The following is a 22,092-nucleotide window of genomic DNA, read 5'->3' on the forward strand; positions in this document are numbered from 1 at the left end:
CCTGTGCTCATCGTCATGGGCGGCCTGCCCGGCACCGGCAAGACCACGCTCGCCCGTCTCCTGGCGGCCCGGATCGGCGCGGTCCATCTGCGGGTGGACACCATCGAGCAGGCGATCGTCCGTTCCGGGGCGGCCCGGCACCCGGTTGGCCGCGTGGGCTACGCCGTCGGATATGCCCTGGCCGAGGAACATCTGCGGCAGGGGCTGACCGTGATCGCGAATCGGTCAATCCGTTGAGTGTGACGCGTGACGCCTGGCGGGACACGGCCGTCGGGGCGGGCGTGCGTGTCGTCGAGGTGGAGGTGGTGTGCTCGGATACGGCGGAGCACCGGCGCCGCGTGACCTCGCGCTCGGCCGACATTCCAGATCTGCCGCTGCCCGACTGGCAGCAGGTCGTCGACCGGGAGTACGAGGCGTGGGACCGCGAGCGCGTCGTCGTCGACACCGCGGGACAGAGCCCGCAACACTCACTGGCTCTGCTCCTCCGGGGCCTGGCATCGGGCTGACCGGTACCGGGCGGCTGTGCAAGCGCCCGGCTCGGCCAAGTCGTCGCGTACGTCCAGCGGTTCAAGCACCTCGATGCCGGGACCCGAAGTCCAAGAGGCGGCATCGGGCCACGGACGGAGAGCTGCGGCGAAGGACGAACACGAGGTCGTCTCAGCATGGCTGCATTCACGTGGTCGTCTTCACGCAAAAAGATCTTCCGCTGTCGGCGCGGTGACGAGGCGGGCCGCGCCGAAGCGGTCGCGTGCAGCCGGTCGGTGGGGTACTCCCGAACGTCAGCTCGACTGGAAGGAGTGACCCCGTCGGCGCCATTCCTCCGCGAGCAGTTCGTACGAACGGACCCACTCCGTGTGGTCGTGGGTGATCGTCGTTATGAGCAACTCGTCCGCGCCCGTGGCCTCCTGGAGTTGTTCCAACTGGTCGGCCACCCGGCCCGGTGATCCGACGAACTGGGTGTCGAGGCGGTCCTGGACGAGGGCCCGGTCCTCGTCGGTCCATGGGTGGGCGCGCGCCTCCTCCGGCGTCGGGTCTCGATGGCGCCCTCGGCGGTGCGGATGCTGCGGACCCACGGTCCGTAGCCGGTGGCGAGTGCGCGGGCGGTGGCGTCGTCCTCGGCGACGACGGCGTCCGCCGAGACCCTGATGTAGGGCTTGTCGAGGAACTCGGAAGGCTGGAAGAAGAACCGGTAACCTTCCACCGCCTCCAGGACCGTGACCGGGCTGACGTGGTAGTTCGCCGCGAACCGCAGACCGTTGTGGCCCGCGACAGCGGCGCGCTGACCACCGCCACATGGCGCGAGCTTGTCACAGACGTGACGGCACTCCCCCGGTGTCCGGGGTGACCTCGACGAGCCGCTGGTCTCAGGGCCCGCCTCGGCTCTCGTCCCGATCCTCCTTCCCCTCGTCGACAGAGGATGGATCGAAGTGTGCCGGCTCGTGCCCTGGACAGCGCCGGATGGCACTCCCGGGGATCGACACCGATCAGGATCACAGGATCGCCTTGCACTCGATGAGGAAGGGGGACAGGCGGTGGGCATCCTGACTTGAAGTCAATGTGTCATCTTCATGCCTCTGTCGAACCACACCGCGTGGGTGCCGGTCGGCGGCGGCACGTTATCGGTGAGCCAGCCCGCCAGGGGCGGCAAGGAGCCTACGGCCCCGTGCCGACCGGCACCCTGGACGCTACGGCTGCAGACCGTGCGTCTGGGCTCGATTGAACAAGTCAGGAGTCCTTGCTACGTCACGACCGGGGGCAACGGTTCACAGGCCGCGTGCCATGCGGGAGGGAGAGCGGCAACGCCGGTGCGGGCTGCGATGACCCCGCCCGCGATGGCGCAGGTGGTATCGATGTCGCCGCGCCCGACGACAGTGACCCACAGGCCCTCGTGCAGGTCGTCGAGGTGCCCCGCCGCACACCACAGGGCGTACGGGACGGTGTCGGGCCCTGACATCCGGTAGCCGGAGCCCAGGACCTCCGCGGCGTGCCGAACAGAGGTGTGCTCCGGCATCCGGGCCGCGATCCGCACTCCCGACCGGACGTCGCTGTCGGGGAGTCGTTCGGCGACTGCCTGAAGGAAGTCCGATCTGGCCGGGGCGGCCCCGCCCCGGCTTCGGGTCGCCAGCGCCGCGGCCAGGGCAACTGCCACCGCTCCTGCGACCGCCTCCGGGTGGTGGTGCGAGACCGCACTCTGATGGGCGGCCTGCTCCGCGGCCACATCGAGGTCGGCGCTGTGCCATGCGCCAAGCGGGGCGGCTCGCATGGCCGCGCCGTTGCCCCAGGAGCCCTGGCCGCCGAACTGTCCGGCGACCACCTCCTGCCAGGGCTCGCCCGCGTGGATCCGTCGCAGCACGTCATGCATCGAGGCTCCATAGCCGCGGTGCGTGTCCTCGGTGTAGGCCGCCGCGAGACGCAGGGCCAGGCGGTCCTGGTCGACGATGCCCCCGCCCTCGACGAGCTCCCGGACCAGAACCAGCGCTTGAGCGGTGTCGTCACTCCACCGCCACAGCGGTTCCGTGGGCAGCGTCCGCGCCTCCAGGGCTGCCGGGCCGTGCCTGCGCAGGATGCCGAACCAGCGGTCACCGAAGGCGTCGCCGAACGCGAGCCCGTGCAACGAGTCCAGCACAGCGGTAGGCATGTTGATCACCGGCGCAGTATCGCAGCGCGGTGGCTCTCCCGCACTCCGATTTCGGAGCCGCCAGGCTTCTGCCTGCGGGTCCGTTGGAGATCCGCCACGCCATCCACGAAGCCTTCCTCGCCCTCCGATGCGCACTCATCTGCTGGTCTTTCCGTTAGGACCTCTTAGGCGACCATTTGCTGGGGCCAGCCACTGTGGAGGTCGCCGGACCGGCTCCACCCGCAAGGAACCCGATCGACAGTATCCGGCACCCCTGCCCGTCCACTCCGGATGTGTATGGCCCTTCGTTGACCGGGCACAGCTGACCGGACCCCAGGCGGCCGCTTGCCCCCCGGGCAGACCGAAGGAATTGGCACTCTCTCATCGAGACTGCTAACGGCTGGGTCGGGTGACGTGCTCGTGCGCCGGTGAGGGAAACCTCGGGCGGCGCGGGCGAAACGTCGCGGGCGTCACCCCGGTCCACCGTCATCGACTCAGGGATTCGATGCGGAGGAGACCGTACCCATGACTGCGAAGATCATCGCCTACGAGGAGGAGGCGCGCCGCGCTTTGGTGCGATCGGCGGTGGGCGCCATGCCTTGGCATCAGAGCGGGGTCACGGCGGCCGGCCCGCCCACTTCCCGCCCCCCGCTGGTCTCCCGGGTGCATGGGGCGCCGACAGCTGGGACCGTAGAGGTGGAGGGGATGGTCCGAACAGGTGACGACGGAGGCGTTCACCATGGTGATGGCGCATCCTTCGCTTCTGCGGGAACTGCTCGAACGGTGCGAGAGGCTCAAGCGACGCGTGTCCTTCGATGGTGACCAGCAGGCCGCGCGCGAACTTGAGGACGCAGAGTACACACTGTGCGTGCTCACAGGGACACGCCAACTGGACACCGCCTTGTACGTGGCGCGTCAGCAACTGGCCGACGCCCTGGCACGACAGCAGCCGCGGCACTGACCGGCACGCCGGGTCCGTCCGACAGGAGCGGCTCGTGAGACCGGAGACCGGACTCGCCCGGGTCGGTGCCGCACCGCTCCACGCCGGTCGCAGCCCGAGGCCGCCCCATGTGATCCTTACGTCCTCGCACGCCACCGTCCCGAACCGAACGCCGGGTCTCCGCCTGAAGTCGGCTTGCCCACTTCTCTCAGAGCACGCGAGGCCATGTGCAGCGGTGTGAGTCCGCAGATCAGAGGCCGTCCATCCGACGCACATGACAGTACGGGGACCCAGGTCCTCCTGGCATGGACCTGCCGTTGAGCACCTCGTCGGCCTCGTTGAGACGGGTACGGGCATTGCGCCCGATCTCACCCCCCGCGACCGGTAGCGTCCAGGCGATGTTCAGTCGCCCCAGGTGCTGCTTGCACCCCTTGTCTTCGGGTACAGCGATTGAATGAGGATTGTCTCGGCAGCATGCGGAACTCACTGAAAGCGATGTGTTCGTGACCCGTCTCGACGACTCCGGCGGCGACCGTGTGGAGGGACCGGACGATGGCCCGGACGCCGTCGCGTCGGAGATCGCCGATGCCGTGGAGAGTCTCACGAACCTGTGGTCGCTTGCCGCGCAGGAGGCGGCCCTGCGCCTGTCCCCGCACCAGCTTCGGGCGCTTCTGACTCTTCAGGCGGCGCCGGGGCTGAATCTCACCGGGTTGGCCGAGCGGTTGGACATAGGGCTTCCCACGGCCAGCCGTCTCTGTGACCGGCTGGAGGCGGCGGGGATGCTGGAGCGCGCGCTGCATCCGGAGAAGCGCCGTGAGGTCCGGCTGAGTCTCACCGCGCAGGGACGCCGTGTGCTGGACGATGTGGCGGCGCGACGGGCCCAGGCTCTGACAGTTGCGTTGGCGGTCATGGATCCGGCGGAGCGGTCGGCGCTGAGTCGCGGGATGAAGGCCTTTCTCGCCGCTCAGAAAGGACCGCTGCCTCCTTCGTGAGAGCCGCCGGACCCACGGTGAGAGGAGTCCGTCAGGTGCCTTCGGGGGTGAGCCGCGCAGTGTCGACGGGCCTGCCCGCCCAGTCGAGGCAGACGACCACTGCGTCGGAGGTGAGGTCCTTGCTGCCGAAGTGCTCGATCAGGCCGGCGACGACCGCGCGCGCCGTCTCGTGCGGCGGGGTCTGGCGGGTCGCGCTCAGGATCTGGCGCAGGGCTCGTTCCCCGAAGAGGTCTCCGGTCGCCGAGCGGGTGCCGTGCACACCGGTGCTGATGGCGACCAGGCGGTCCCCGCGCTCCACCTGGAAGGTCTGCTCCTCGTACGGGGTCTCCTCGAACATGCCCAGCGGGAGCTGCGCTTCCAGTTCGATCAGATCGATACCGGTGGCGCGCAGGCGGTAGAGCTGGGGAGAGCCGGCGTCCACCGCGCGCACGGTACCGGTGTCCAGGTCGAAGCGGAGCAGCAGCGTCGAGGCATACACCTTGCCTCCGTATTGGGCGTAGACGGCCTGGTCCGCCAGGGCGGCCTGGTCGGCGAGCCCAATACCGGCACGGCGGGCGTTACGCATGGCGCTGACAGCGAGGTTGGTGAGCAGGGAGGCGTCGATGCCCTGGCCCATGCCGTCGGTGACAGTGAGGGTGAGGTGGTCGGCGCTGGTGGACCAGTCGAAGTTGTCGCCACCGACGGCATAGGCCGGCTCCAGGTGAGCGCCGATGGTGTACTCCCGGCGGGCGCAGCCGCGCCCCGGCAGGAGCTGCCACTGCATCTCGGCGGCGAGGGTGAGACGGCGGGTTCGGCGGGCCTGCAGGTACAGGTCGGTGTCCCGGCCTGCTGTGGCAACCTCATGGCCCAGGGCTGTGGCGAACTCGCCGAGCCTGAGCACGGTGGCAGGATCCGCGGAGACAGCGGGTACGCGGAGGGACAGGATGCCGAGCCGGTCACCGCGGACGGTGATGGGCAGGTAAACCCGTTCCATGGTCGTGTCAGCGATGACCTCGACCACCGGCGTCTGAGTGGTGAAAGCAGTGCCGGCCGGACCGTCGTGCGCGGAGACCGGGTCGCCGGTGTGCGGCAGGTGCGTGACGGGCTGCAGAACTGTCAGGCCGTAGTCGGCCAACAGCAGGGTGACGTCCTGAGCGCCGAAACCCGCGGCCAGAAGGGACCCGGCGGTGGCGACCAGCGCGTGGGGCGGAACCGCCCGCAGCCGGCTCTCCGCGGACGAGAACGGTTCAGAGGCATTCACGGCGTCCACCCTCTCCCCTTGTGACCTCCACGCTATCGCGGTGAAGGCCCGTTACGGCGCGATCGCTTGGGATCACGGTCAGCCGCTCCGGGGATTCGGCTCCGGCCGCCTCCGGCGTCACCGGCTGGGTCGTGCGGCACAGCAGGAGGCAGACGTCGTCGTCGCGTTCGGAGTCGTGCACCAGCGGTTTGAGCAGCGACTCGGCGCACGCGTCCAGGTCTTCTTCCAGCTCGGGCTCGTCCAGGGCGGCCAGTGTCCGGCTGAGCAGCTCGATTCCCGGGTCGATTCCGTGGGCGCGTCGCTCCACCAGGCCGTCGGTGTACAGCACGAGCGTCGAGCCGGCCAGCAGTTCGGCCGTGTGGTCCTCGTACTCGAAGGGCAGGGGCACTCCCAGCATCACGCCGGGTTTGGTGTCCAGGACGCGCACGCTGCCGTCGGGCGCGCGGACCACGGCCGGCGGATGCCCGGCCGCGGCCCACACGACCTGGGGATCGCCTGGCTGGAAGCGGGCGATCATGGCGGTCGCGTACAGGTTCGGCTGCTGGTGGCGGAGCATGCGGTGCAGGCGGGTGAGGATCTGGGCGGGGCCGTCGTTGTCGATGGCATGGGCGCGCAGAGCGGTGCGGAGCTGGCCCATGATGACGGCGGCGCGCAGACCGTGCCCGGTGACGTCTCCTATGACCGTCAGCAGGCTGCCGTCGGGCTGGAAGAAGGCGTCGTACCAGTCGCCGCCGATGTTGAGGCCACGGGTGGCGGGCAGGTACCGGGCGGCCAGGTGCAGGCCGTCGATGGCGGGCAGGTCTGTGAGCTGGGCGCGTTGCAATGCCTCGGCGGTGTCCCGGTGCTGTTCGTAGCGCAGGGCGTGGTCGAGGGCGATGGCGGTGCGGCGGGCGAGTTCGAGCAGCATGACGCGGGTGTCCGCGTCGAAGCGGTCACCGGCGGCGGTGAGGGTCAGCACGCCCAGGGTCCGTCGCACGGTGAGCGGGATGCTCAGTACTGGCCCTGTGGGCTCCGTCCTGGAGAGCGGGAGATCGTCGATCCAGGCGAGTCCGCATCGGTCCGCTCCGGCGTGTTGGGGACGGTCGGCGCGGGCGGCGGCGACCGCGGCACCTGGGTGGGCGCCGTTCCTGTCTGCCCGTTCGTCGTCGAAGAGCCAGACATCGACCCGGCTCGCGTACTCGGGGACGAGCAGTTCGGGTAGGCGGCGCAGGATGTCCTCGTGGTCGAGGGACGCGGTCACGGTCGCGCTGGCGTCGGCGAGGAAGGTCAGCAGGCGCCGTGCCTTCTCCGCCTCGCCGCGCGCGGCTCGTTCGGCGTCGAGGAGTTTCTGCTGGGTGAGCGCGGCGGCGTCCAGTTCGGCGTGCAGGGCCAGCACGCCCTGGTTGGTCTGATGCAGCTCCTCACGGTGGACACGGAGCAGCCTCTCCGTCTCATCCAGCCGGCTCAGGACCGCTGCGGTCTCCTCATCCGCCGCGAGGACGGCCTCGACCGGGTCGTCATCCACGTCCGCGAAGGGAGACAGGTTCCCTGTCACAGGGCCGGGGCAGGTGAGAGCGAGCCGCCATGGCGGCATCGGGTCTCGCGTCGGCGGCCTGGGCCGTACGACGGCCCGGACCTGCCCGCCGCCATCCGGGCCGACCCGCCGAACACTGAGGGTGACTTCTGCACCACCGTGGCCAAGGCACTGGCGAAGCCGCGCCGTGAGTTCGGTGAGGAAACGGGCCCGCTCGACCTCGGGCGCGCCCAGAACGGCCGTGAGGCGCGCCGCGAAGGTCCGGGCGCGGGCGGCTTCCGTCGCGGTGGTGATCTTCCGAGCATCCACCGGGATCATGGGCGCCGGTCCGCGAGTTCGGAGGTCAAAACGGCCACACTGGTGTCGTCGCGTACGGGGCTGGCAGGGCTGTTGGCGTCCCGCAGGATGGTGGCAGCCACCACCGCCGGGTCATGGGTGAGGAGATCGGGATCGTCGGGCGGCGCCCACCTGCTGGGCAGTCCGTCGCTGTGAAGGACGAGCAGGCTGCCCTGCTGCCAGGACCGGCGCTGTACCGGTACTGCCGCCGGGAACTGGGCGCCGACGATGCCGGGGTGGGACACAAGGTGCTCCCATGAACCTGAGGTGTACAGCCGGGCGCCGATGTTCCCGACCCCGGCGAAGGTCAGCTCCGAACTGTCCGTGTCCAGCTGGGCCACGGCTACGGCCGCCCCGCGGGTGGGGCGGAGGGCAGAGTGCATCTGGCGCAGGATCTCGGCAGGCTGCAGGTGCGCGGCGCGGCGCAGTCCGTCGACGGCCGCGCTGGACGCGTGCGCGGCCTTGGCTCCGTGACCGAGGCCGTCGGCGAGCATCAGGGTCAGGCGAGCCTGTGAGCGGATGCAGCTCCAGGCGTCTCCGGAGTCCTCGGCCTGGCCGAGCGGTACGTTGATCCCACCTGCGGTCGGACCTTGTCTCCCCTTTGCAGACCGGGTGGTGCCGGGCTCCTGGTCGATATGCGCCACCGCGACGGTGCCCCGGTGGGTGCTGTGCAGGTCGAACGCGCTGGATATACGCAGGCAGGTGCCCAGACCGGCACCAAGCGACGCATCGCTGGTGGTGTAGCCGTCACGAATGGCCGCGTTGACATCGTGGATGCCGGGACCGTGGTCGAGGGCGGTGAGCTGCACGGCCGCAGTGCGGGTCTCCTCCCGCAGACGATCGACGAGGCCGATCACCATGCGACCGCCGCCTGCGTGTTTGAGCAGGTTGGTCGCCAGCTCGGTGGCGACCAGAGCGGCGATCGCGGTGCGATGTGGGTCGAGGCCGGCGAGGAGGCTGGCCGCCTCGGCCGCTACCCGGACATCCCGTACGCGGGTGGAGTCGTGAACCGGGATGTCCCAGACCCGGCTCATGACAACCCCACGCGAGCTGTGGGCACGCCGGTCGCCCAGGCGATGACGGTGACGGTGGTGCCCCGGCCGGGTTCGGTGTCGATCTCGAACTCGTTCACGAGGCGTTTGGCCCCGCTCAGCCCGAGGCCCAAACCGCCGCCCGTGGTGTATCCGTCGGTCATGGCGAGTTCGACATCGCGGATGCCTGGTCCGGTGTCGACGAAGGACAGGCACAGTCCGCGGGTCACGCCCTGGGACAGCGAACTGATCTCCACATGCCCGCCACCGCCGTGGACCAGCGTGTTGCGGGCCAGTTCGCTGGCCGCGGTGACCAGTTTCGTCTGCTGCACCAGGCCGAAGCCGAGTTCCGCGGCGGACTGGCGCACCTGCTGCCGGACCCATGCGAGATCCGCGTCCGAGCCGATCGGCAGGACTGTACCCGTGGCGGGGTCGGATGCCGGCATCACGTGCCCCTCTCGCGTTCGTCCGAAGCGCTCGACGCAGACGGCTGCGCGAGCAGTTCCAGTGCACGTTCGACATCGAGGGCGGTGGCAAGACCGGGCAGGGTGAGGCCCAGCTCGACCAGCGTGATCGCCACAGCCGGTCGCATGCCTGCCAGGACGGTGCGGGCCGCCAGCAGACTGGCGCTTGCGGCGATCTCGGCGAGTACGCGTCCCAGGAAAGAGTCGACGATCTCCACTCCGGAGATGTCGATGACCACACCGTTTGCCTTGCTGTCGGCGATACGGCGGGCGATGTCGTGCTGAAGCTGCTCGGCCAGGCTGTCGTGCAGCTCCCCCTGGAGGCTGACCAGCAGGGTCTGCCCCAGTGCCAGGACCGGTACCGCGGTGGCGCGGTCCGGGAAGCGACCGGTCACGTCAGGCTCGCCCTCGGGGACACTTCGATGCCCTGCTGACCTAGGGCGTAGGCCAGCGCGTCGGCGAGCGAGGCGCGGGTGAGGACGGAGCCCAGATCGATGCCGAGCTGAACGATGGTCTGCGCGATGGCCGGACGGATGCCGGAGACGATGCACTCGGCGCCCATCAGGCGGGCGGCGGCGACCGTCTTCATCAGGTGTTGGGCGACGAGCGAGTCGACCGTGGGGACACCGGTGATGTCCAGGATGGCGTAGCGGGCGCGCTGGTTGACGATGCCTTCCAGCAGGGACTCCATCACCACCTGGCTGCGGGCGCTGTCCAGGGTGCCGATCAGCGGTACGGCGACGATGCCCTCCCACAGGTTGATCACCGGGGTGGCGACTTCGAGCAGTTGCTGCCGCTGCCGCGCGATCAGCTCCTCGCCCGCACTGAGCGCCGTCCGCATCACCACCAGGCGCAGGGTGCCCATCAGAGCGGTCAGCGCCAGGAGGCTCTCCGCTGCCTCGGAGGCGGAGGAGTCGGTGAATTCGGCCCGCAGCAGCTCGGCGACCGGGGCGCGCAGGGCGGCGACTTCGTCCGCGATCTGGGCAGGGCTCGATCCGGTGCGGGTCCGGGAGCCGGACATACGCCCGAGCTGCTCACGCACGTTGTCGAAGCCGGGTGCCTCGATGTCCTCGAGCCGCCCGGCCGCCGCCACGTGGGACAGCGCGTCCACGACGGCCTTGCACGCCTCCACGGCTTCGTCGCGCGAGACGGTGAAGACCGTGCGGAAGAGCGGGACATCGGCCCAGCGCTGAGCGATCTGCTCCCGGCGGCGCTCCAGGAAGGCCCCCAACTGGCGCGCTGTCGACTCGACCGCCGCTTGCTCCGACACCTGCATCGTCCCTTCTGTACAGGCTCAGCGGCCGTAGGTCGGCCACACTTACCAAGAGGCGATTATTGCCTCATGGCAAACGTAGCGCTGGGCGCGTGATGCAAACAACACGGGATCGACACATATCGAGGAGGGACGTTCGCGACCTGATCAGCGGCCGTGCCAGTCGAGGCAGACCACGAGGGCGTCGTCATCGGGAACGGGCCGGCCGCGATGTCCGGTCAGCTCGCGAAGGATGGCGCGCGGGACCTCGGCGGCGGGGAGCAGCCGGGTGGCCTGGATCGCCCGGGCCAACGCGACGTCGCCGTACGCCTCGCCCTTGGGGTCGGCGACCGCGTACACACCATCGCTCACGAAGACGAGCCGGTCGCCGGGCTCCACCCGGAACTCCTGAGCCACGTAGTCGGTCTCTTCGAACATGCCCAACGGGAGTTGTGCCTCGAAGGTGACCGGTTCGACCGCGCCACCCCGTAGCCGCAGCATCTGCGGGGAGCCCGCGTCCACGACCTTGGCATGACCTGTTGCGAGGTCGAAGTCGAACATCAACACCGACAGATAGCAGCGGCCGCTGTAGTGGGCGTAGACCGCCTGGTCGGCCAATGCCGCTTGATCGGCGAGGGCGATCCCAGCACGCCGGGCGTTGCGCAGGGCGTTGATCGCCAGGTTCGTCAGCAGGGAGGCCTCTATGCCCTCCCCCATGCCGTTGGTGACGTACAGCATCAGGTGGTCGGCCGTGGCGGACCAGTCGAAGTTGTCACCGAAGATCGCGTACGCCGGCTCCAGCTGCGCGCCCAACTCGTACTCGGGCCGGGAACACGAACGTCCGGGCAGGAGCTGCCACTGCATCTCAGCGGCCAGTGTGAGCCGGTCCTTGCGCCGTGCCTGCAGATAGATGTCGGTGTCCCTCTCGGCCACGACCACCTCGTGGCCGAGCACCTCGGCGATGTCCATGAGCTCGCCCAGCAGGTCGTGCACCCGGCCGTCGTCCGGCAGAGTCACGGACAGGACGCCCAGCCGGTCCCCACGCACACTGACCGGCAGATGCACACGCGCGTAACGGCCTGCGTCGGCCTCAACGACCGGCTCCTGAGCACCGAAAGCCCGGCCCACAACGCTGCTGTGCACGGACACCGGCTCCATGGTGTGCGGCAGCACCGACACCGGCTGAAGCACGGTCAGGCCGTAATCGGCCATGAACAGCTCCACGGACTCCGCGGCGTACTGCTCAATCAGCGCACGACGGACGGCGTCGAGCAACTCGTGGGGTGCCGCCGTACGCAGGGCGCGCTCGGCGGTCACAAATCTGTTCACGATGGTAAATACACCAATCTTTCAGCGGACACTTAAACCGACCTCGCCTACGTGACGAGGTCGTACGATTCAGCCGCGCCAAGCTGTCCGGGCCGTCCAAACCATCTCTGGCCGCTGTAGGCACCTAGTAGGCTGGCGGCCGTCCCAGTGCCTGCGAGAGTGTGACAGTGGCTGCTTTCCGCCCCCGCCCGGAACCCGTCGAGGTCGCCCGTGTGACCGCGACGGCAGGAGAGTTGCTGGAAGTCCTGTGGGGGCGGGCGTCCACCGCTCCGGCGTCCGCGTCCCAGATGCGGGTACTGCTCACGCTGGAGCACCAGGACGGTATCAACCTGCGCACGCTCAGTGACGCACTCGCCTCAACGCCCCCGTCCACCAGCCGGCTGTGCGACCGCCTGGTCGCAGCCGGGCTCGTCGAGCGCCTGGTCAGCGCCGCCAACCGGCGCGAAGTGCGGTTGCACCTCAGCAATCGGGGCCGCGCCTTCCTGGACGACCTGCGCGCACGCAGGGAGCAGGAACTGCAGACGGTGCTGGCCCTCATGCCCGTCGGCAAGCGAACGGCGCTGCTGGAAGGACTCGAGGCGTTCTGCCGCGCGGCGGCACTGCAGATACACGACAACGTCCAGCAGCAGGACGACCAGACCGCCTGACGACGCGGCCACTCCACCGGGCTCCCCGACACTGCGGGGCGTCGGTGGCCAGCGCACGGAGCAGCCTCCGCCCACCGGAACATTCCACACCCTTCCCCGTGCAGCACGACACGGCTACTTTCTTGCCCTAGGGTCATTATTGTCAAATGACAACAGACACGCTTGGGCGCTTCCTTGCTTCGGATACCCCGGGACCGCCTCCGTTTGGCCTCGAAAGTTCGTAGGCCCTGGTCGGCAGGTGCCGGAGCTTCCCTGCCGCCAGTTCCGGGCATAGCGACCGGCCTGAAGACACAGGCTGTGAGTATGCGGACAAAGGCACCGGTCGAGCCCCAGGGATGAAGCGATGGTGTCCGCGGACAGTCCCGCGCACCGCTGAACACGCACACGAGATCACGTGGACCTTCCTGTCCGTGGTGGAACCCAAGGATTCAGCAGAGTGGAGGCGCATTGACGCAGGCACCAGGTGCTGGTCGGCCGGCAGGAGAGCGTGCCGGGCCGGGGACGATCGGGGAGGGCTTGTGACGGCGGCAGGCGTCAGTGCGACCACGGAAACCGACATGGAGCTGCCCCGGATCAGCGAACCACAGGCGCCAACGGCCAGTCGATGGAGGACATCGTCCAGGTCGGCACCATCGGCCTGATCAAGGCCAGAACCTCTCCGAGGAAGAGGTCGTCGAGGCCCAGATCGCCGCGAACGGCTACTCGTCGGCATCCCTCGACGCTCCACTCAGCTCCTCGGACGAGGACAAAGAGGCGGCGCTGTCCGAAGTCATCGGCATCGAGGATCCGGCCCTGGAACTCGTGGAAGACTTCCGTGCTCTCGCTCCCCTTCTCGCTGATCTCAGCGAGCGGGAGCGCTTGATCATGCATCTGCGGTTCGTCGAGAGCGGACGCAGGCCGAGATCGGTAAGCAACTCGGTATCTCCCAGATGCACGTCTCCCGCCTGCTCTCCCGGCTTCTGACCCGCCTGCGCAGCGGCATGCTCTCCATCACCTGACGGTGCGCCTGTCCTGAGCCGATAACAGGTGGCCGGCGATGTAGCTCCCGACACCGGTTCCACTCCCGATGAGCAGCCGGTGGCGCCCGTCTGTGGTGGCTGCCTCCGCGGGCGCCACCGGCATGGCGGAACACGTCCCGCGGCTCCGACGAGCCGCCGTGCCCAGGACAGCCCCTGCCAGGACTGAACTCAGCTCCGCGCCTCGGCCTTCAGGACAGGGCAGGCGCCTCTCCATGGTTCTCGCCAGAAGGCGCGTCGTGTTCGGTATGGAGGCCTGGGAGTTCGACCTGACACTGCTCTTGGGTGAAGGCATGCTCGGCGTTGTTCACACGCGCTCCTGTTGTGCGGGTCGGCAGGCTGTGGACCAGGGGTGCCCGGGTCTCCAAGCTGCTGATGCCCCGACTCTTCCGGTGCAATGTGAATGCCCTCTCCGTGGTTCGAGCGCACGATGGAGGGGAGCTCAGCCGCAGGAGGCCGGTGATGTTCGAGGCGGATGACATTCGGGAATGGCGCGGGCCCGATGTGGTGGATCCCGGCGGTCACAAGATCGGCACGCTGGAGTCGGTGTACGTGGACACGGCGAACGACAACGCCGTGTTCGCCACGGTCACCGTGGGACTGTCTACCCGGCGCCGTCTCGTATTCGTCCCGCTCGGCGGCGCCACCGTGGGCCCGGGCCATCTGGGAGTCACCAGCCCTAAGAGTCTGGTCAAGAAGGCACCTTCGATCGACACCGACGGTTTACTGCCCGCTGGCGACGAGCCCGCACTCTCCGCTCGGAGTCGCCGCGCATGGCCTGTTCTGCCTTCTGGTCATCGGCGTCCTCGTCCGTCGCCGACCTCGTCTATGGGGCGACGCGGCTCCGCCGCCGAGGCTCACGGTCCCCGCGGGTCCGCTGAACCCTGGCTCACCCAGTTGATACGTGCACGAAGTGAAACGGATGGAAAATGAACACAAGGGAAGACAGGGACGGCGGCGAGGCCGAGTCGGTGGGCGTGCGGCAGCGCTCAGAGGTCTCGTCCGCCCTCGGCGCCCTGACGGATGGCCAGGGAGCACAATCGCCCCAGTTCCGTGCCGGGGAAGCGGTGGCCTACGAGTGGGCACTGGGGAGGGCCGACAGTTCCCCGGTCACCGGTCGGGGTGTACCAGGTCCACCTGATCTCGCGCTGCTGACCGCCGAGTTGGACGCGGTCACGGTCCAGTTGGAGGACACCGGGAACCTGCCCGGAAACACCGACTATCTGCGCGGGCTGCACGCCGGGCTGACCTGGGTGTGTGGATACGGGACCGAACCGGGCTGACCGGGACGAAGCCGCGTGTTCCCGTACGGGGATGCGGTGCGAGTCATCTGGGAACCAGGGCGCAGATGGCCTTGCCGTTGGGAACCAGCACCACGGTGACCTTTCTGGCCAGACGACGGATCATGGGCCAGCCGAATCCACCCAGGCGTCCGCTGAAGTCCGGTTTCCGAGGGCGAGGCGGTTCGGGATCCGAGTCGAGGACGGTCACCTCGACGGCGTCCGGCCGTGCGTCGAGACTCAGCACGCAGGTCGTACCGCGGGCGTGCCGCACCGCGTTCGTCACGAGTTCCGTGACGACGAGGGCCACGTCCTGGGCGGATCGGTCGTCGACCGGTGGAGCGAGTTGGTGCACGAACCGCCGGGAGACCTGGCGTGCCTTCGCGGCAGCGTCTGGGCGGTTGCGGAGTACCAGGCGCCGGGGTGCGCTGGTGGCTTGTCTCCTACCGGGGACGATCACTGTTCCTCCCTGCAGCAGCATCGGATTGCTCGTCGTTTTCCGGCTTCCCGCGACAGGGTGATAGATGTTCGTCCGATGAGTGGAAAGCGATTCAAACGCCACCGCCCAGCGCATACTGCGGTGTTGAGATGTACACGGGTAACTCCAGGTGGCCCGCCCGGACCTTCCACGCCGCCGTGGCGACACGCCGTCGAACGAACGCACACGCCTTACGGGACCATACGTTCGCGTGCTGGACGCCATGTCCGGGACCCGGCTTCCGTGTACTCCTCCGGGTAGGAACACCCTCACTTCCTGCAGCGAGGAGGGAGGGCGTGATGTCCCCCGAACCCGCGCCCGCAGACGCCGTCGAGGCGGCTGAACAGCGCTCCGACCACAACCTGACCGGCCTGGCCAAGGCACTCGGCACCAGCCCGCGGCCGGTCACTGGTGTCCGCCAAGTACACCGGACGGCGGTCGAACCAGTGGACTGCAAGGTTCAGCAGGCCTGAACCAATCACGGATACCAATATCCCAGGCCATGCAACGCCACGGCCCCATGTCGGAGGCGAACGTATCCAGCCCATCTCGTACGGGCATTGGGCTCCCCGCCCTTGGGGGCCGAACCGAACACAGTGGGCTCCGGAAGAGTGATCCGAGGTCTGGTCTTCTGCGCCAGGGGTACGTGGCCAACAGGCCGTGCTGGTTCGGAAAAGCAGCCAGGGGGCCAGTGCTCCGGGTCCGTGGGACGATCCGGCTGCGCGCCGCCGGGGGCGGGCGTGGCCCGCCCCCGGGCGCGGCGACCAAACCAGAGGCCGGAAGGCGTAGTCGGCAGAGGCCGAGTAACCCGAACAGCAGCCGGAACGGGTGCGAGACGTTCGGTGGGGTAAAGGGGGTCCATGAGTGATCGAGCCCGGCACCCCATCCGGAACCTGCTACGCGCCGCCGACCAATCGCTGTTCCAGAGCGTGGCGGCGCGCGAGGGGCCCGCAGCCGAAACGGTGCTGCCGAGCCTGAGCCGGAGCGCCAACCACGGTCTGCTGTGGGGCGGCGTCGCCCTCGGTATGTGGGCCCTCGCAGGGGCGCGCGGCCGTCGGGCCGCTGTCCGCGGGGTGACATCACTGGCGCTGGCCTCGGTCACGGTGAACACCATCGGCAAACGCTCCGTCGGCCGGGCCAGGCCGGCACTGGACGCCGTGCCGGTCGTCCGGCCCCTGCCCCGCCGGCCCTTCACCAGTTCCTTCCCTTCCGGGCATGCCGCCTCGGCCGCCGCGTTCGTGTCGGGGGTTGCCCTGGAGTCACCGCGCTGGGGCGCAGCCTTGGCTCCGCTGGCCGCATCGGTAGCCTTCTCCCGCGTCTACACCGGAGTCCACTGTCCAGGTGATGTCCTGGCTGGTGCGGCCCTCGGAGTGGGTGCCGCCTATGCGGTGCGCGGCATGGTGCCATCCCGCTCGCAGATGCCGCCGCCGGCCCGGCCACGAGCGGACGTGCCCGCACTCCCCGAAGGAGAGGGACTGGTCGTCGTCGTCAACCCGTCTTCCGGGAGCCAACCTCAACTTGCCGACCCCATCAAGCAGTTGAGAACAATGCTGCCGCAGGCCCAAGTCGTGCTCTACGACGAGGAGGCCGGCCCACTGCCCAAGGTACTGGCGAAGGCGGCCCGGGAAGCTGCAAACCGGGGCGGCGCACTGGGAGTGTGCGGCGGCGACGGCACCGTCAACGCAGCCGCGACCGCCGCACTCACGGCCGACGTGCCCCTCATGGTGCTCCCCGGCGGCACGTTCAACCACTTCGCCGCCGATCTGGGAGTCGACACAGTAGCCGACGCCTGCACCGCGGTGATGCAAGGCAGTGCCGTCCGTACCGACGTCGGCCGGATCCGACCCCTGCGCACAGCGGATGGCGGCACCGAGCCGACCTACTTCCTCAACACCTTCAGCATTGGCGTCTACCCGGAACTGGTACGGCTGCGCGAACAGTGGGCTCCAAGGATCGGCGGACCACCCGCCACCCTCCTCGGGGTCGCCCGGATCCTCCGCCAGTCCGCTCCCATGCAGGTCGAGGTGAACGGACACCGCCGGTCGCTGTGGCTGCTCTTCGCGGGAAACGGCCTGTACCGCAGTGTCGGCATCGCACCGGTCCGGCGCCACGACCTGGCCGACGGCATGCTCGACGTGCGGGTCGCCCACGCCGGCCGCTTCGCCCGCACTCGCCTGCTGGCGGCAGCGTGCGTCGGCCGACTGGCGAGGACGCCGTTCTACGCAGCCGCAACGCCGAAGCGCCTGCTGATCTCCGGCCTCCCCGAGGAGGCCTGCATGGCCTACGACGGCGAGGTGACCGACGCTCCTCCTGCCCTCCTCCTCGACAAGCTCGCCGAGGCCCTGACCGTGTACCGCCCGACATCAGACGACATCCCCGGCAGCTCGCTCACTGCGCCCATGGACACCGGCCGGCTACGCGAGACAAGCTGACCGCCGCCACCGCCCAGGCAACTCTGGCGGCCAAGGCCTCGGAAACGGCGAGAGCCCCTGTCCGGCCGGCGGACCGCACCCTGACGAAGTGCGGGGCAAGGCGCGCAACAGGACCTCGCTGGCCGTGAGTTGTAGGAGGAAAGACGGTGCCGCGAGTACGAGCTGATGGACACGGCCGACGAGGTAGAGCGGCTGGGCCGGATCGCCAGGAACCTGCCACGCTTCCCGATCGCCCGTCGGCTGTGCCACCAGCTCCCTGGAGCACAGAGACGGTCTCGTGGTCGACGACATGGCGGAGTGGTGGCTCGATGACATCGCCGCAGTCGTCGACAACCGCACGACCGACCTGGAGAAGGCCAACCTGACCGATCTGCTGGAGAGCTTCGTACGAGAGATCCACAAGTTGGCCCGGGAACGCAATCAGCCCGCAACGGCGACGGACGAGGCCCGACAGGCCCTCACCGCGGCAACCGACTTCGTCCACCACCCACTGCCGGCGATCCCACGGCAGAACATCAGCCCAGCGTCATCTCCCGGCGCGGTACGCTCTCGCGGCCCACGGCCGGCGACGGCGTGAACGCACGCCGGTGGTGCGGGTGCAGGGTCGCTCCTGGCACCGCTGGTCGATCGCGGCACCATGTGCTGCTACAAACCGGGCGAGACGTCCCGGCTGATCTATCGGCCGCGCCGCCACCGCGAGCGCAAGGGCAGGGGACGCGACACCTTCGCCTCGAGCGACTACCGCGACCTGGTCGTCCGCGCCCACATCCACCTCCAGGCTCCCGTCGTGCTGATCTGGGACAATCTCAACACCCACCGAGCCGCGGGAATGCGCGAGTACGCGGCTGCACACGAGTGGCTCACCATCATCCAACTGCCCGCGCACGCGCCAGACCTGACCCGGTCGAAGGCGTCTGGTCGCTGTTACAGCGCGGGCCGCTGGCCAATACCGCCTTCACCGACGATGAACACCTCGAACGCACTCACCAACCAGCCGACACCAACCCCAAGAGCTCAGAAGTCGTCCTTGTGAACCGCGTCGGTTGAGACGTCAGCTGGAGCGCTGATCAGCTGCTGGAGGTGGTGAATGAAGTCCGGGTCGTCGAGACGGGAGTCGGTGACACGGTCGCGCACATCGGTGAGGAGCCATTCCACCAGCTCCGCGGTGGCGTGGTACTCGCTGTAGAACCCCAGGCTCAGGTCGGTGATCTCGTACTCGAACAGCACGTCGACCATCAGGTCCGCCAAGTGCGCGTCGGCGGCCGGGGTCCGGGTGGCGGTCCATATGTCCAGCCAGGGGCGCAGGCTGTCGGTGGCGACAGTGATGAGGCCGAGGATGTCCCTGATGGACACCGGGCTGGGGTGGGTGTGCAATGTGGCCTGCCACCATGCGGTCCAGACGTTGCGAAGAGCGTCGGCCAGGGGCGCGTCCCAGGTGCTCCAGCCCGCCTCGACCAGGCGAGAGGCGATCAGCTCCTCGGAGACGTGGAACTGACCGGCGACAAGGGGGCGGATGATGCGCGGGACAAGACGGCGGTAGAGACGCGGGAAGTCGTCCCAGTGGCTGGGTACCTCTCCGGCGGCCGCGGACACCATGTCGTCGGGTATGAGGTGCAGCGGCCTGGAGAGTTCGGCGAGTCCCTCCTCGCCGTAGCAGTACGTGCAACCTCCGATGGGGAACGGCTCTTCAGAGGCGAAGGCGCGGTCCAGTGCATCGAGGGCTGTCATGAGTTGCTGATGGTGTGACATGGCGACCCGCCGGGGGACTCCGTCCGGGTGACCGGCGAAGATCGCAGGCTATCAGGCTGTGCCGGAGCTGATGCTGCGGACTGAACCGTCACTACCCAACTACAACTCGAAATTCTCAGTGCAGGGCAGGAAGCAGCAGTGGCCGCTTGATGAGCATTGGCTGGGGACGGCACTGCTCAGGTCATCGAGATGCAGTCGGCTACCGAGGACGCCAGGTGCGGATCTCGAGGTGGAGGACCTGGGCGTCGGCGTGGATGCGTTTGGTTTCCACGAGCCATTGGTGGACGGCTGCCGTGACGTCTCCGCTGGCGGCGTCGAGGGGTGCAGGTAACCAGTTTTTGCCAGGCGGACAGTGAAGGCCAGGCGCAAGCCGCGGCGGGCGGCCTCGGCGATCAGAGGGCGCAGGCGGGCGGAGCCGGACGCGATGGCCTGAGTGCCAATGCGGCCGGTGCCGGTGCCGGTGGGGCTGATCAGGACGGCATTGCCGCGTACGCGGGCGCGGCTGCCGGAGGCGGCGGTACGTCGGGTGATGTGGCGGGCGGCGATGGAGGTCGGTTCGGGCAGGTCGGTGATGCCGCCCGCTTCAACGGCGGTGAGGAGTTCACGGAGGGCCGGGACAAAGGCCGCGCACCACGAGGCCGGGGATGTTGTACTCGGCGAGGTCGATGAGGTCCGGGAAGAGCCCGTCGCGGCGGGCCTGGGCGAGCCGGGAGGACAGCCTGCGGTAGGTGGGTGCGGTGCTCGGCAAAAGCCCCTCGGCAACCAGCCGGTACATGGCCTGCAGCCTGGCAGGCCGACGGCGGGCTCAGCAGCCGTTCGCGTCGGCCGGGTCGCCGACGGGATGGCCGGACGGAGCCGAGATGGGCTGAAGTCGCGCGGGTTGTCTCACCGGGCACCGGACCACCCTCTGCCGGCTCTGTGACAAGTTGGCGACCGGTCCAGAGCAGAGCAGCACAAGACCGCCCGCTGTAAGCGCGGATCACGCGGCGGGCGGCTTGCGGGCTTCGACCACTACGACACGGAAGTGGGAGTCGCGGGCTGAAAGGCCCGCCGGTCAGGCGGTCTTTGGGCGCTCGGGCGCCTTCCGCGTCTTCACCCCGCCGACGATGAGCGCCAGCCCCACGACGACGACGCCGAGGTAAGCGGTGGACGGAAGGTCGACGACCTTGTGCATCCAGCCCCACTCCGCGCCGAAGAAGGTCCGCGAAGCGAAGCTGACGAGCCCCTGTGCTCCTACGACGTAGCCAATGCTTTCGACGGTGTATCCGATGGTTGTTCGCACGGATCAACCCTCTCGCGGTGGTGCCGCGAGATCGTCCTCCCCAAGGGTGAAAACACGGTAGGCCAAAGGATGCAGTCGCTTGCGGAGAGCACCGGCACAGCACAGCACCCCCGCAGCGGAGCGCCCGACGTCTGGCGCTGGCGACCGGTCTACGTGTCCAGTAACTCGACCGACCAGTCCCTACATGCCCAGTGATGCCGTCAACGACGGAGGGGATCCGCGCGACGCAGTCCTACCAGTCGGTCAGGTCCACGAGGAGACCGCAGTGGGGATCGTCCGGGGTCGGCTGATGGCGCTCCCCTTCTTGGATGAGAGTGGGAAGCGAGGCGATCAGAGCGGTAGGCAGGCTGGTCAGACGGATGTCGACGCCGGGGTAGCCGCTGTCGGCGAGGGCGCGCAGTCCGCCGATGTCTCCCTGATGTTCGAGCAGATTGGCCAGCGTATGCGCGGCGTATCGGTCACCACTGTCCGTGCGGGCCCGCAGCTCCTCCCCCACACCGGCGGGGAGGACATCTCTCCGTCCTGGAATCCGACCTTCCTTCTCAGAACACCCCCGCGTCGGCGAGCAGTTCGCCGTCCGTACGACTCGAACGGGCGATATTCGGCGTATCGCCATGGCGCACGGGCTCATGCACCCATGCCTTCAACCCGGATCAGCGTTACGTATCGCTTAAGTTCACCCTTGAAGGCAGCGCCTTTTTGACAGTCACCGCGCCTCCCGGCAGGGACATCGGCCCCTGCTGGCATGTACGCCTTTTACAGACCGACATCAAGGGTTGCCGCCGGAAGACATCATGATCTACCGCAGCACAGACCCGACTACAGATGTACAGGGTGAATGGGATGCTTTGGTCGACTAGGATCGTGTCCTACGTGGTGAGGCGGACGTTGGTCCGTTCATGAGGCGGGTACGGGGAGTTGGACAGTTCCGGACGGCCTGTGGGAGATCGCGAGGCTGCTGATCCCGCCGTCGAAGGTGCGCCTCAGGGCGGGAGAACGCAGGACACGCCTGATGAGAGGTTGTTCGCGGCCATGTCGTGGCTGTCCGGCTACCGCCGCCTCACCCCCCCCGCTACGAGCGCAACCCCCGAAACTACCTGGCCCTTCTCGGACTCGCGCCGCCCTGTGCTGCTACAAGAGACTCGTCCGCCTCACCACGTAGGGCACGGTCTTAAAGCGAGCGGGTCTGGTCGTTGAGGTTGTAGCCGCGCAGGTCGTGGATGGAGCCGCCGCTGCGGGTGACGCACGCCCTTCCCTGAGGGCCGAACCCGCGATCTACCAAAATCCAGGATGGAACATCCCCACGGCCAAAAAGGTGAACGCAGGCAGAGCCAAGTTCGTGTCGTGGAGCGCCGGGTACAGATTTTCCGCACGTTGCTGTGGCATATGCCCGCGGCAGCAACGCAGCACCGCCCCGCTTTATCGGCGGCTTGCCGCAGCCCGACCTGGGACGATCCCGGGACCCATCGAGCACGGCAGTGAGTGTGTCGTGGG

The 22,092-nt window shown here is 68.6% G+C and carries 21 protein-coding genes and 6 pseudogenes; 13 read left to right on the plus strand and 14 right to left on the minus strand.

Annotated elements, in window-relative coordinates; all coding sequences use genetic code 11:
- The first annotated feature begins 3 nt into the window (after window positions 1-3).
- Window positions 4-506: pseudogene (locus ACZ41I_RS07550) on the plus strand (P-loop nucleotide/nucleoside kinase family protein).
- 273 nt (window positions 507-779) lie between these two features.
- Here ACZ41I_RS07550 and ACZ41I_RS07555 read toward each other — a convergent pair.
- Both ACZ41I_RS07555 and ACZ41I_RS07560 read right to left on the minus strand, forming a co-directional pair.
- Window positions 780-1,333, minus strand: a pseudogene (locus ACZ41I_RS07555) (LLM class oxidoreductase); the annotation flags it as partial.
- A gap of 405 nt (window positions 1,334-1,738) precedes the next feature.
- Window positions 1,739-2,638, minus strand: coding sequence for an ADP-ribosylglycohydrolase family protein (locus ACZ41I_RS07560; RefSeq protein ID WP_468513856.1), 900 nt, complete (start codon window positions 2,636-2,638; stop codon window positions 1,739-1,741).
- A gap of 697 nt (window positions 2,639-3,335) precedes the next feature.
- Between ACZ41I_RS07560 and ACZ41I_RS07565 the strand changes: the two genes are divergently transcribed.
- Complete coding sequence (locus ACZ41I_RS07565) at window positions 3,336-3,578, plus strand: DUF5133 domain-containing protein (protein WP_468513455.1); 243 nt, start codon at window positions 3,336-3,338, stop codon at window positions 3,576-3,578.
- 482 nt (window positions 3,579-4,060) lie between these two features.
- Window positions 4,061-4,549, plus strand: coding sequence for a MarR family winged helix-turn-helix transcriptional regulator (locus ACZ41I_RS07570; RefSeq protein WP_399775398.1), 489 nt, complete (start codon window positions 4,061-4,063; stop codon window positions 4,547-4,549).
- A gap of 31 nt (window positions 4,550-4,580) precedes the next feature.
- Here ACZ41I_RS07570 and ACZ41I_RS07575 read toward each other — a convergent pair whose 3' ends face one another.
- From ACZ41I_RS07575 to ACZ41I_RS07605, 7 genes are all read right to left on the minus strand, one after another.
- Window positions 4,581-5,798, minus strand: coding sequence for a PP2C family protein-serine/threonine phosphatase (locus ACZ41I_RS07575; protein ID WP_468513456.1), 1,218 nt, complete (start codon window positions 5,796-5,798; stop codon window positions 4,581-4,583).
- A complete protein-coding gene (locus ACZ41I_RS07580) occupies window positions 5,776-7,620 on the minus strand; it encodes a PP2C family protein-serine/threonine phosphatase (protein ID WP_468513457.1) in 1,845 nt (614 codons plus the stop codon). The genes ACZ41I_RS07575 and ACZ41I_RS07580 overlap by 23 nt, the downstream gene beginning before the upstream one ends.
- Complete coding sequence (locus ACZ41I_RS07585) at window positions 7,617-8,672, minus strand: SpoIIE family protein phosphatase (RefSeq protein WP_468513458.1); 1,056 nt, start codon at window positions 8,670-8,672, stop codon at window positions 7,617-7,619. Before ACZ41I_RS07585 ends, ACZ41I_RS07580 begins: the two co-directional genes overlap by 4 nt.
- On the minus strand, window positions 8,669-9,115 hold the full coding sequence (locus ACZ41I_RS07590; protein WP_468513459.1) for an ATP-binding protein: 447 nt from the start codon (window positions 9,113-9,115) through the stop codon (window positions 8,669-8,671). The genes ACZ41I_RS07585 and ACZ41I_RS07590 overlap by 4 nt, the downstream gene beginning before the upstream one ends.
- Complete coding sequence (locus ACZ41I_RS07595) at window positions 9,115-9,528, minus strand: STAS domain-containing protein (RefSeq protein WP_363220745.1); 414 nt, start codon at window positions 9,526-9,528, stop codon at window positions 9,115-9,117. Before ACZ41I_RS07595 ends, ACZ41I_RS07590 begins: the two co-directional genes overlap by 1 nt.
- Window positions 9,525-10,409 (minus strand): STAS domain-containing protein, encoded by an 885-nt coding sequence (locus tag ACZ41I_RS07600; protein WP_468326108.1) that lies wholly within the window; start codon window positions 10,407-10,409, stop codon window positions 9,525-9,527. The genes ACZ41I_RS07595 and ACZ41I_RS07600 overlap by 4 nt, the downstream gene beginning before the upstream one ends.
- A 144-nt stretch (window positions 10,410-10,553) precedes the next feature.
- On the minus strand, window positions 10,554-11,714 hold the full coding sequence (locus tag ACZ41I_RS07605; protein WP_468513460.1) for a PP2C family protein-serine/threonine phosphatase: 1,161 nt from the start codon (window positions 11,712-11,714) through the stop codon (window positions 10,554-10,556).
- A gap of 161 nt (window positions 11,715-11,875) precedes the next feature.
- On the opposite strand from ACZ41I_RS07605, the gene ACZ41I_RS07610 reads away from it, so the two are divergent.
- The 4 genes and pseudogenes from ACZ41I_RS07610 to ACZ41I_RS07625 all read left to right on the plus strand — a co-directional run bounded on the left by ACZ41I_RS07610 (window position 11,876) and on the right by ACZ41I_RS07625 (window position 14,660).
- A complete protein-coding gene (locus ACZ41I_RS07610) occupies window positions 11,876-12,361 on the plus strand; it encodes a MarR family winged helix-turn-helix transcriptional regulator (RefSeq protein WP_363220748.1) in 486 nt (161 codons plus the stop codon).
- Window positions 12,362-13,012: 651 nt separating this feature from the next.
- Window positions 13,013-13,359: pseudogene (locus tag ACZ41I_RS07615) on the plus strand (sigma-70 family RNA polymerase sigma factor); the annotation flags it as partial.
- A 480-nt stretch (window positions 13,360-13,839) separates the two neighbouring features.
- Window positions 13,840-14,181: pseudogene (locus ACZ41I_RS07620) on the plus strand (PRC-barrel domain-containing protein); the annotation flags it as partial.
- Between the two features lie 125 nt (window positions 14,182-14,306).
- Window positions 14,307-14,660 carry a hypothetical protein gene (locus ACZ41I_RS07625; protein ID WP_468513461.1) on the plus strand — a complete coding sequence of 118 codons (354 nt, stop codon included), beginning with the start codon at window positions 14,307-14,309 and terminating at the stop codon, window positions 14,658-14,660.
- A 43-nt stretch (window positions 14,661-14,703) separates the two neighbouring features.
- Here ACZ41I_RS07625 and ACZ41I_RS07630 read toward each other — a convergent pair whose 3' ends face one another.
- Window positions 14,704-15,117 (minus strand): ATP-binding protein, encoded by a 414-nt coding sequence (locus ACZ41I_RS07630; RefSeq protein ID WP_468513462.1) that lies wholly within the window; start codon window positions 15,115-15,117, stop codon window positions 14,704-14,706.
- Between the two features lie 317 nt (window positions 15,118-15,434).
- Here ACZ41I_RS07630 and ACZ41I_RS07635 point away from each other — a divergent pair, with 317 nt between their 5' ends.
- The 4 genes and pseudogenes from ACZ41I_RS07635 to ACZ41I_RS07650 form a co-directional block, all read left to right on the plus strand.
- Window positions 15,435-15,608 (plus strand): hypothetical protein, encoded by a 174-nt coding sequence (locus tag ACZ41I_RS07635; protein WP_468513463.1) that lies wholly within the window; start codon window positions 15,435-15,437, stop codon window positions 15,606-15,608.
- Window positions 15,609-15,995: 387 nt separating this feature from the next.
- Window positions 15,996-17,567, plus strand: coding sequence for a diacylglycerol kinase family protein (locus ACZ41I_RS07640; protein WP_468513464.1), 1,572 nt, complete (start codon window positions 15,996-15,998; stop codon window positions 17,565-17,567).
- A gap of 277 nt (window positions 17,568-17,844) precedes the next feature.
- Window positions 17,845-18,144, plus strand: a complete 300-nt coding sequence (locus tag ACZ41I_RS07645) for a hypothetical protein (RefSeq protein WP_468326086.1) — start codon at window positions 17,845-17,847, stop codon at window positions 18,142-18,144.
- Window positions 18,137-18,551, plus strand: a pseudogene (locus ACZ41I_RS07650) (transposase); the annotation flags it as partial. The gene ACZ41I_RS07645 and the pseudogene ACZ41I_RS07650, both read left to right, overlap by 8 nt.
- A gap of 30 nt (window positions 18,552-18,581) precedes the next feature.
- Here ACZ41I_RS07650 and ACZ41I_RS07655 read toward each other — a convergent pair.
- The 4 genes from ACZ41I_RS07655 to ACZ41I_RS07670 all read right to left on the minus strand — a co-directional run bounded on the left by ACZ41I_RS07655 (window position 18,582) and on the right by ACZ41I_RS07670 (window position 21,094).
- Window positions 18,582-19,316, minus strand: a complete 735-nt coding sequence (locus ACZ41I_RS07655) for a hypothetical protein (protein ID WP_399775370.1) — start codon at window positions 19,314-19,316, stop codon at window positions 18,582-18,584.
- A 601-nt stretch (window positions 19,317-19,917) separates the two neighbouring features.
- The gene (locus ACZ41I_RS07660) at window positions 19,918-20,091 is read right to left on the minus strand and encodes a hypothetical protein (protein ID WP_468513465.1); all 174 of its coding nucleotides are present in this window, start codon (window positions 20,089-20,091) and stop codon (window positions 19,918-19,920) included.
- Between the two features lie 279 nt (window positions 20,092-20,370).
- Window positions 20,371-20,598, minus strand: a complete 228-nt coding sequence (locus tag ACZ41I_RS07665) for a hypothetical protein (RefSeq protein WP_468513466.1) — start codon at window positions 20,596-20,598, stop codon at window positions 20,371-20,373.
- Window positions 20,599-20,830: 232 nt separating this feature from the next.
- Complete coding sequence (locus ACZ41I_RS07670) at window positions 20,831-21,094, minus strand: hypothetical protein (protein WP_468513467.1); 264 nt, start codon at window positions 21,092-21,094, stop codon at window positions 20,831-20,833.
- Window positions 21,095-21,195: 101 nt separating this feature from the next.
- On the opposite strand from ACZ41I_RS07670, the gene ACZ41I_RS07675 reads away from it, so the two are divergent.
- Both ACZ41I_RS07675 and ACZ41I_RS07680 read left to right on the plus strand, forming a co-directional pair.
- The gene (locus tag ACZ41I_RS07675; protein WP_468513857.1) at window positions 21,196-21,396 is read left to right on the plus strand and encodes a galactose oxidase-like domain-containing protein; all 201 of its coding nucleotides are present in this window, start codon (window positions 21,196-21,198) and stop codon (window positions 21,394-21,396) included.
- A 234-nt stretch (window positions 21,397-21,630) separates the two neighbouring features.
- Window positions 21,631-21,760, plus strand: a pseudogene (locus ACZ41I_RS07680) (IS5/IS1182 family transposase); the annotation flags it as partial.
- Between the last annotated feature and the right edge of the window lie 332 nt (window positions 21,761-22,092).

Source organism: Streptomyces sp. NPDC030799, assembly GCF_055572255.1.

Excerpts from the sequence above, each read along its gene's own strand:
- ACZ41I_RS07560 (WP_468513856.1), bottom strand. The coding sequence starts at position 2,638 with ATGCCTACCGCTGTGCTGGACTCGTTGCACGGGCTCGCGTTCGGCGAC.
- ACZ41I_RS07580 (WP_468513457.1), bottom strand. The coding sequence starts at position 7,620 with ATGATCCCGGTGGATGCTCGGAAGATCACCACCGCGACGGAAGCCGCC.
- ACZ41I_RS07585 (WP_468513458.1), bottom strand. The coding sequence starts at position 8,672 with ATGAGCCGGGTCTGGGACATCCCGGTTCACGACTCCACCCGCGTACGG.
- ACZ41I_RS07590 (WP_468513459.1), bottom strand. The coding sequence starts at position 9,115 with ATGCCGGCATCCGACCCCGCCACGGGTACAGTCCTGCCGATCGGCTCG.
- ACZ41I_RS07600 (WP_468326108.1), bottom strand. The coding sequence starts at position 10,409 with ATGCAGGTGTCGGAGCAAGCGGCGGTCGAGTCGACAGCGCGCCAGTTG.
- ACZ41I_RS07625 (WP_468513461.1), top strand. The coding sequence starts at position 14,307 with ATGAACACAAGGGAAGACAGGGACGGCGGCGAGGCCGAGTCGGTGGGC.
- ACZ41I_RS07635 (WP_468513463.1), top strand. The coding sequence starts at position 15,435 with ATGTCCCCCGAACCCGCGCCCGCAGACGCCGTCGAGGCGGCTGAACAG.
- ACZ41I_RS07640 (WP_468513464.1), top strand. The coding sequence starts at position 15,996 with ATGAGTGATCGAGCCCGGCACCCCATCCGGAACCTGCTACGCGCCGCC.
- ACZ41I_RS07655 (WP_399775370.1), bottom strand. The coding sequence starts at position 19,316 with ATGTCACACCATCAGCAACTCATGACAGCCCTCGATGCACTGGACCGC.
- ACZ41I_RS07660 (WP_468513465.1), bottom strand. The coding sequence starts at position 20,091 with ATGTACCGGCTGGTTGCCGAGGGGCTTTTGCCGAGCACCGCACCCACC.